Origin of the sequence: Paraburkholderia sp. SG-MS1, assembly GCF_012275575.1 — a bacterium.
In the GTDB taxonomy this organism is placed as follows: domain Bacteria; phylum Pseudomonadota; class Gammaproteobacteria; order Burkholderiales; family Burkholderiaceae; genus Paraburkholderia.
In genome coordinates, this window is the sequence record NZ_NPIH01000066.1 from 18,740 (window position 1) to 27,208 (window position 8,469).

Sequence of the window (8,469 nt, forward strand, 5' to 3'; positions counted from 1 at the left end):
GAAAAAGACCGTCTCCGCTTATGCATTATCATCGCGCCATTCAATACCGCACCGGCGGCTCCCCGAGGACTTCGCGACGCTGGCCGTCGCGGCCGCGTCCGCGCGACTCTCATTCCTTTCCCTATGCGCCTTCTCGCACTGAACAAGCCGTTCGGCACCATCTGTCAATTCTCGCCGCATGAGACGCGTGCGTCGCTGGCCGACTGGGTCAAGGTGCCCGGCGTCTATCCGGCGGGCCGGCTCGACTCCGACAGCGAAGGCCTGCTTCTTCTCACCGACGACGGGGCGCTGCAAGCGCGCATCGCCGAGCCGCGTCATAAGCTCGTCAAACGTTATTGGGCGCAAGTGGAAGGCGCGGTCGACGCAGCCGCGTTGAAAAAGCTCGCGCGCGGCGTCGATCTCGGCGACTACGTGACGCGCCCCTGCCGCGCCGAATATGTCGAACCGAACGACAGGCTCTGGACACGCACGCCGCCGATCCGTTATCGCGCGGCGATACCGACCACGTGGATCGAGTTGTCGATCACCGAAGGCAAGAACCGTCAGGTGCGCCGCATGACAGCCGCGGTTGGTTTCCCGACGCTGCGTCTGGTGCGCGTCGGCATCGGGGCGCTTGACATTTTTTCACTCGACCTTCAACCCGGGGAAAGCGTCGAATTACCTTCGAAGGCGCCTTGGGAAGGTGTCGTCTGAACGTGATCCGAACACGCGACTCTCTGCGCAAGGATTTGCAAAACTCGCCTCACGTGTGCGCGTTTCACGCCGAATAAAAAAGCTAAGCCGTTGTATCGGCAAACAAAACCGCGCGTGAAACACCCGGAAAAAAGCGTGAAACCAACCCACTGGCGATAGCAGCGAAGCCGCACGTTGACATCGCGTTTTCACAATAAAAATTTCCAGACAATTTTCGTCAACCGGTGCGCTAGCTCACGCGTTATTCGACGCAGATGCCGCCCGAAGCTATCCGGCATTCAGCCTGAAGGGCCCTTTGCGCAAGCCGTTTTTGCGGCGCGCGCGGGGAGTCTGAGCGCTACGCAGACGTGTCGAAAAAAAATTGTTCGATGCGACTGTCAACCGAAAGGTGGATGGCACGTTTACCGACATGACTCTACATATAGCCGGGTCATTTGGTTAATTAACTCAAGCTGAGGATTCACACAATGAACAAACTGATCGCCGCTCTGGTCGCTGGCCTCTTCGCAACGGCAGCATTCGCACAAGCTTCGGCACCGGAAGCAGCTTCGGCAGCTCCGGCAGCAGCAGCTTCGTCGGCAAAGAAGACCACGAAGCACGCTCACAAGAAGTCGCACAAGAAGGCAGCTGCAGCTGCTGCAGCTTCGGCAGCATCGGAGTAAGTTTGTTGTAACGACGCAGTCAAGAACCAGCTTCATCGCCGTTCTTACGGCGTTGTAAGGCAGATCACCGCAAGGCGATCTGCCTTTTTGTTTTTGACGCGCTCGCGTAACATTCGCGAGTTAATTTCCAGCAAGGAGTCATGCCGTGCGATTTCCCATGCGCTCGTTGATTGCGCGTTTCGCTGTTGCCGTTGCATTGCCGCTCGCCGCGTTGTCGTTCGCCGCCACCACCGCTGCCCCCGCTCATGCTCAGCAGATGCCGGCCGGCGCGAAGCAGCCGAACGAATTTCCGCGCGTGAAGCTGACCGCCGGCATGTTCGTGATCGATGCCGCGGTCGCCGCCAACGACGCGGACCGTGAGCAAGGCTTGATGTACCGCACGAATCTCGGACCGAACGAAGGCATGCTGTTCGTCTTCAACGAGAACGCAGGGCATTGCTTCTGGATGAAGAACACACTGATCCCGTTGTCGATCGCGTTCATGCGCGCCGACGGCACGATTACCGACATCGACGAGATGCAGGCCGAGACCACCAACAATCATTGCCCGACGCACAACGGCGTGTTCGCGCTGGAAATGCCCAAAGGCTGGTTCACGTCGAAGGGCATCAAACCGGGAATGCAAATTCAGGGCTTGCCGGCTGTGCAGCAATAAGCCGCCTCGGCGACGGTAGCAACGCGCGTTCCCTCCGCGCTTCAGCGCTCCTGGAAAAGCCGGCGCCTCTCGCGAGGTGCCGGCTTTTTTACGTTCGGGCCACCTCGCCGCCGTCGCGTGGTTGCGCCGTGCGGGGGCGGCCGAACGCCTGCTGGCAGGCGCTCGCGCCCGGCTGGCAAGATTCCTGCAAAAGACAGGCCGACGCGCTATCCTTGTAGTCTCAGTAAAACAGCACCAGGTTCCCCGGGCGGCCATAGCGCCGCCCGGCAAGCGTTTCAGGCGCGCCATTCCAAGGAGGTTCACGTGCCCCGCAAGACTCCCATCGAGCGCTACCGGAATATCGGCATCAGCGCTCACATCGATGCCGGCAAAACCACCACCACTGAACGCATCCTGTTCTACACCGGCGTGACCCACAAGATCGGCGAGGTTCACGACGGTGCGGCGACGATGGACTGGATGGAACAGGAGCAGGAGCGCGGCATCACCATCACGTCGGCGGCTACCACCGCCTTCTGGAAAGGCATGGCCGGCAACTATCCCGAACACCGGATCAACATCATCGACACCCCCGGCCACGTCGACTTCACGATCGAAGTGGAGCGCTCGATGCGAGTGCTCGACGGCGCATGCATGGTGTACGACTCGGTCGGCGGCGTGCAGCCGCAGTCGGAAACCGTGTGGCGCCAGGCGAACAAGTACAAGGTGCCGCGCATCGCATTCGTCAACAAGATGGACCGCGTCGGCGCGGATTTCTTTCGCGTGCAGCGGCAGATCGGCGATCGCCTGAAGGGCGTCGCGGTGCCGATCCAGATTCCGATCGGCGCGGAAGAACACTTCCAGGGCGTGGTCGACCTGGTCAAGATGAAGGCGATCTTCTGGGACGAAGAGAACCAGGGCATCAAGTTCGAGTACCGCGATATTCCGGCGGAACTCGCGGCTACGGCGAAGGAGTGGCACGACAAGATGGTCGAGGCCGCCGCCGAGGCAAACGAGACGCTGCTCGAAAAATACCTGGGCGGCGACACGCTGACCGAAGACGAAATCAAGCACGGCATCCGCGCGCGCTGCATCGCCAATGAAATCGTGCCGATGCTGTGCGGCAGCGCGTTCAAGAACAAGGGCGTGCAGGCGATGCTCGACGCGGTGATCGACTACCTGCCGTCGCCGGTCGACGTGCCGGCGATTACCGGTCACGACGAACACGACAGGGAAATCGAGCGTCATCCGAACGATACCGATCCGTTTTCGGCCCTCGCCTTCAAGATCATGACCGACCCGTTCGTCGGCCAGCTGATTTTCTTCCGCGTGTACTCGGGCGTGGTGAATTCGGGCGACACGGTCTACAACGCGATCAAGGAAAAGAAAGAGCGCCTCGGCCGGATCCTGCAGATGCACGCGAACGAGCGCAAGGAAATCAAGGAAGTCTACGCGGGCGACATCGCCGCGGCCGTCGGCCTGAAGGAAGCGACCACCGGCGACACGCTGTGCGATCCGAACCACGTGATCATTCTCGAAAAGATGATCTTCCCTGAGCCGGTGATCTCACAGGCCGTCGAGCCGAAGACCAAGGTCGACCAGGAAAAGATGGGCATCGCGCTAAACCGTCTCGCCCAGGAAGACCCGTCGTTCCGCGTGCAAACCGATGAGGAATCCGGTCAGACGATCATCTCCGGGATGGGCGAGCTGCACCTGGAAATTCTGGTCGACCGGATGAAGCGCGAGTTCGGCGTCGAGGCGACCGTCGGCAAGCCGCAGGTCGCGTATCGCGAAACGGTGCGCAACAAGGTCGAAGATGTCGAAGGCAAGTTCGTCAAGCAGTCGGGCGGGCGGGGTCAGTACGGCCACGCGGTCATCACGCTCGAACCGGCGCCACAAGGCAAGGGCTACGAGTTCGTCGACGCGATCAAGGGCGGCGTGATTCCGCGCGAATACATCCCGGCCGTCGACAAGGGCATCGTGGAAACGCTGAAGGCCGGCGTGCTCGCGGGCTATCCGGTGGTCGACGTGAAGGTGACGCTGACCTTCGGTTCATACCACGACGTCGACTCGAATGAAAACGCGTTCCGCATGGCCGGCTCGATGGCGTTCAAGGAAGCGATGCGTAAAGCCAAGCCCGTGCTGCTCGAACCGATGATGGCTGTCGAAGTGGAAACGCCGGAAGACTTCATGGGCAACGTGATGGGCGACCTGTCGAGCCGCCGTGGACTCGTGCAGGGCATGGAAGACATCGCGGGCGGCGGCGGCAAGCTGGTGCGCGCCGAAGTGCCGCTCGCGGAGATGTTCGGCTACTCGACGTCGCTGCGCTCGGCCACCCAGGGTCGCGCGACCTACACGATGGAGTTCAAGCACTACGCGGAGACGCCGAATAACGTCGCCGAAGCCGTGATCAACGCGAAGCACAAATAAGCGCTAGCGCTGCGACGAAGCCGCCGCGCTAACAGCGGCCAACCAAAGCGCCCGAAGCCCGTTCCACGTGAACGGGCTTTTTTTCGTCCATCGCCCGGTCGGACGGCGTTGATGCGGTTGTCCACACAGCCGTTTTTGAACGTGCAAAAATGCCTGACGGCGCCGAGCCGGGCACCGGGGCGATGCCCAGGAGGAGACACCATGAGCCAGGATCACGAACACCCGCACTATCGCGCCGAACATGGCGCCGAGCAACCGGCCGCGCCCGTCGATTGGCGCGAGCACGGCGTGAAGGTCATCAAAGGCGACCAGCTCGACGGCAACACCGCGCAAACGCCGGGCATGAACCGCGCCGCCGCAATCAATGCCGCCCGGGTCGGCGCGCAGAAGATATGGGCCGGCACCGTCACGATCCATCCGAACGCGAAGACCGGCGCCCATCATCACGGCGCGCTCGAAAGCGTGATTTACGTGGTGCGCGGCCAGGCGCGCATGCGCTGGGGCGAGCATCTGGAGTTCACCGCTGAGGCCGGCCCCGGCGACTTCATCTTCGTGCCGCCCTACGTGCCGCATCAAGAGATCAACGCGAGCACGGACGAGCCGCTCGAGTGCGTACTGGTGCGCAGCGACAACGAAGCGGTGGTCGTCAATCTGAACATCGACGCAGTGGAAGCGCCCGAAACGGTCTACTGGGTCGATCCGATTCACAAGCATCCGCACGATCACTAACTCGACTATCCATTCTTCACCCTGCGACTCATGACGCCGACCGCTTCGCTGCGCCCTCGCCTGCTCTCGCTGTACGCGATCCTGATTGCCGCCAATCTCGGCGCCTGGGCGTGGGCGCTGATCGCCTTTCGCCACTACCCGCTGCTGCTCGGGACCGCGCTGCTCGCGTATGGCTTCGGCCTGCGTCATGCGGTCGACGCGGATCACATCGCGGCGATCGACGCTGTCACGCGCAAGCTGATGCAAAGCGGCAAGCGGCCGCTCGGCGTGGGTCTCGCGTTTTCGCTCGGGCACTCGACGATCGTGATCGCCGCGACCATCGGCATTGCGTGGACCACGCATTCGCTGCACGGCCGTTTCGAGACCTTCAAGGAACTGGGCGGCACGGTCGGTACGCTCGTGTCCGCGACCTTCCTGCTGGGGCTCGCGGCCGTCAACCTCGTGATACTGCGCGACGTGTGGCGCCGTTATCGTCATGTTCAACGCGACGGCGAGTTGCCTGCGCAAACGGTTGATTCGATCGCGCCGGCGGGCCTGCTGTCGCGCGCCCTGCGCCCGCTGTTCCGGCTCGTCACGAAAAGCTGGCACATGTACCCCGTCGGCGTGCTGTTCGGCCTCGGCTTCGACACCGCGACCGAGATCGGCTTGCTCGCGATCGCCGCATCGCAGGCGGGCACCGGTCTGCCGCTGTATTCGATCCTCGTGTTCCCCGCGCTCTTCACCGCGGGCATGACGCTCGTCGATTCCACCGACAACGTGCTGATGGTGCACGCTTACAGCTGGGCAATGGACGATCCGAAGCGCAAGCTCTACTACAACGCGAGCATCACGTTCGTGTCGGCAATGGTGGCGATCGTGATCGGCGGTGTCGAAGCGCTCGGGCTGCTGTCGGACAAACTCGGTTTGAGCGGCGGCATGTGGGACGCAGTGGCGAGCGTCAACGAGCGCTTCGGCGCGCTCGGTTACGTGATCGTCGCGGCCTTCATGGCGTGCTGGATCGGCTCCGTGCTATTCCATCGCTGGCGCAGGCCGGGGGCGGTGGCGCGGTAAACCAGCCCGATGCGAGCGAGGCGGCCGGTAAGGATGGCGGCGCGGCATTGGCGATTCGTCCGCGACGGCGCCGCCGCATCGCCCGAGATGGCACATGAATCTGCTCACTACCTTGAATAAGCATCCGCGTGCGGATTGCGCATGCGCTGCAAGGCACGGGCCGAACGTTGTGATGACGATACAGAGCGGCTCTTTTATCGGCCAATCGGCCACCTCCCAGCGTCGCAAGCGCGCCAGACCCGCGAGCAATCGCTTACACTGAACCGGCTTTGCGCAGGCTTGCGCGGCTCTTCAGAACCGGCAACAGAACGGACTGGACTCTCCATCGATGAAAACTCCCGCGGACCGATTTCTCGCACTCGACGCAGCCCGCCTCACCGCCGACGCCTACGGCAACCACGCCATCGACGAATTCCTCGCCGGCCGCATCACGCGCCGCGAGTTGCTGCGCCATGCGAGCGTGATCGGTTTGGCGCTAGCGGGCGGCGGCGTGCTGACTGCGCCGCGGGCACGAGCGCAAGGCGCGCCGGGTGCCGGCAGCCAGACGATCCGTGTCGCCCACCTGACGCCTGCCGGCGCGGTCGATCCGCTCACCGTCACCGATGCCGCCAGTCTTGCGCTGCTGAACCAGACCGGCGAATTCCTGATCGACGACGACGGCGAAAAGCTGATGCTCAAGCCAGCGCTCGCGTTGTCGTGGAAACCGAACGACAAGGGCGACGTGTGGACCTTCACGCTGCGCCAAAACGTCAAGTTCCATGACGGCCAGCCGTTCACCGCGAAAGACGTGGCCGCCACGTTCGACCGTCTCGCCGATCCCGCGAGCGGTTCGGCAGCACTCTCCGTGCTGAAGGGCGTGCTCTCCAAAGGCGGCGCGAAAGTGGTCGACGAACACACGGTCGCGTTTCATCTGGATGCGCCGAACGGCAACTTCCCGTACTACGTCTCCTCGGACAATTACAACGCCGTGATCCTGCCCGCGAATTACGCAGGCGGTTATGAAAAGAGCTTCATCGGCACCGGGCCGTTCAGATTCGAGAAGTATCAGCCGAAGGTGGGCGCGTCATTCGTACGCAACTCCGACTACTGGGGCGAGAAAGCGTTACCGCAACGCGTACAGTTCTCGTTCTATGCCGATCAGCAGGCCCAGTTGCTCGCGTTGCAAGGCCATCAGGCAGACGTGATGGGCACCTTCACCGTGCAGGGCGGCGCCGGCATTCTGAACAATCCGGACTATAAAGCCGTCGGGGTGAAGTCGAGTGCCCATCGGCAGATTCACATGCGCAACGACAATCCGCTATTCAAGGACAAGCGCGTGCGCGAGGCGCTGGCGTTGTCGCTCGATCGCGACGTGCTGGTGCGCGGCCTCTTCAAGGGGCGCGCGCAACTCGGCAACGACAGTCCGTTCGCGCCGGTGTTTCCGTCATCGGATGCCGGTGTGCCGCAACGCAAGGTCGATATCGCGAAAGCGAAGCAACTGCTCGCGCAAGCGGGCATGCCCAACGGGTTCGACGTCACGCTGACCACCGAGAAGTACATGGAGATTCCGGACCTCGCAGTGGTCGTGCAGAACGCCGCGAAGGCGATCGGCGTGCGGATCAATCTGAAGGTCGAGAGCCAGTCGCTGTACTACGGCGCGGGCACGCCTGGCAAATCCGACTGGCTCGACTCGCCGCTCGGCATAACCGACTACGGCCATCGCGGCGTGCCGAACGTGTTCCTGAACGCGCCGCTCACGAGCACCGGCACGTGGAACGCCGCGCATTTCAGGAATCCGCAATACGATCAGCTGGTCGCGCAGTTCGTCGCGGCGATCGATCTCGGCACGCAGAAGAAAATCTCCGGACAGATCCAGACGCTGCTGCTCGACGAAACGCCGGTCATCATTCCGTTCTTCTACGATCAGCTCATCGCGATGCGCAAAGGCGTGAACGGCGTGCGCTTCACCGCGCTTGCGCAACTCTATTTCGACCGTGCGGTGTTGAGCGCGTAAGCGCCGGCGCCCCCTTCGGCAGGAGCTTACGATGTCGGCCACGGCGTCCCCCTCCGCGCCCCGCGCATCGAACGGCAACGCGGGCCGCGTCGCGCGGTTTCTCGGCACGCGCGTGGGCTTGTCGTTGATCACGCTGTGGCTGTTGTCGGTGATCGTGTTCGCGGGCGGCCAACTGCTGCCCGGCGACATCGGCCGCGCGGTGCTCGGGCCGCTCGCCGATGCACAGGCGGTCGCCGCGCTCAATCATCAGCTTGGCGCGGACCGGCCGCTGCTCACGC

7 protein-coding genes and 1 pseudogene are annotated in these 8,469 nt (G+C 62.9%); all 8 read left to right on the plus strand.

What is annotated here, in order from left to right; genetic code table 11:
- Positions 1 to 123 precede the first annotated feature (123 nt).
- Entirely contained in the window at positions 124 to 693 is a 570-nt protein-coding gene (locus tag CIC12_RS04795) for a pseudouridine synthase (protein ID WP_168662657.1), read from the plus strand.
- A gap of 467 nt (positions 694 to 1,160) precedes the next feature.
- Positions 1,161 to 1,355, plus strand: a complete 195-nt coding sequence (locus tag CIC12_RS04800) for a hypothetical protein (protein ID WP_084585235.1) — start codon at positions 1,161 to 1,163, stop codon at positions 1,353 to 1,355.
- Between the two features lie 145 nt (positions 1,356 to 1,500).
- Positions 1,501 to 2,010, plus strand: coding sequence for a DUF192 domain-containing protein (locus CIC12_RS04805; RefSeq protein WP_121315524.1), 510 nt, complete (start codon positions 1,501 to 1,503; stop codon positions 2,008 to 2,010).
- Between the two features lie 303 nt (positions 2,011 to 2,313).
- On the plus strand, positions 2,314 to 4,419 hold the full coding sequence (gene fusA, locus CIC12_RS04810; RefSeq protein ID WP_168662659.1) for an elongation factor G: 2,106 nt from the start codon (positions 2,314 to 2,316) through the stop codon (positions 4,417 to 4,419).
- A 201-nt stretch (positions 4,420 to 4,620) separates the two neighbouring features.
- Positions 4,621 to 5,148 carry a cupin domain-containing protein gene (locus tag CIC12_RS04815; RefSeq protein ID WP_168662661.1) on the plus strand — a complete coding sequence of 176 codons (528 nt, stop codon included), beginning with the start codon at positions 4,621 to 4,623 and terminating at the stop codon, positions 5,146 to 5,148.
- 30 nt (positions 5,149 to 5,178) lie between these two features.
- Positions 5,179 to 6,198, plus strand: a complete 1,020-nt coding sequence (locus CIC12_RS04820; protein WP_168662663.1) for a HoxN/HupN/NixA family nickel/cobalt transporter — start codon at positions 5,179 to 5,181, stop codon at positions 6,196 to 6,198.
- A 328-nt stretch (positions 6,199 to 6,526) separates the two neighbouring features.
- Positions 6,527 to 8,191 (plus strand): ABC transporter substrate-binding protein, encoded by a 1,665-nt coding sequence (locus CIC12_RS04825; RefSeq protein ID WP_168662665.1) that lies wholly within the window; start codon positions 6,527 to 6,529, stop codon positions 8,189 to 8,191.
- Between the two features lie 31 nt (positions 8,192 to 8,222).
- Positions 8,223 to 8,469: pseudogene (locus tag CIC12_RS04830) on the plus strand (ABC transporter permease); the annotation flags it as partial.

Coding starts and splice junctions, on each gene's coding strand:
- CIC12_RS04815 (WP_168662661.1), top strand. CDS start 4,621: ATGAGCCAGGATCACGAACACCCGCACTATCGCGCCGAACATGGCGCC.
- CIC12_RS04820 (WP_168662663.1), top strand. CDS start 5,179: ATGACGCCGACCGCTTCGCTGCGCCCTCGCCTGCTCTCGCTGTACGCG.
- CIC12_RS04795 (WP_168662657.1), top strand. CDS start 124: ATGCGCCTTCTCGCACTGAACAAGCCGTTCGGCACCATCTGTCAATTC.
- CIC12_RS04825 (WP_168662665.1), top strand. CDS start 6,527: ATGAAAACTCCCGCGGACCGATTTCTCGCACTCGACGCAGCCCGCCTC.
- CIC12_RS04800 (WP_084585235.1), top strand. CDS start 1,161: ATGAACAAACTGATCGCCGCTCTGGTCGCTGGCCTCTTCGCAACGGCA.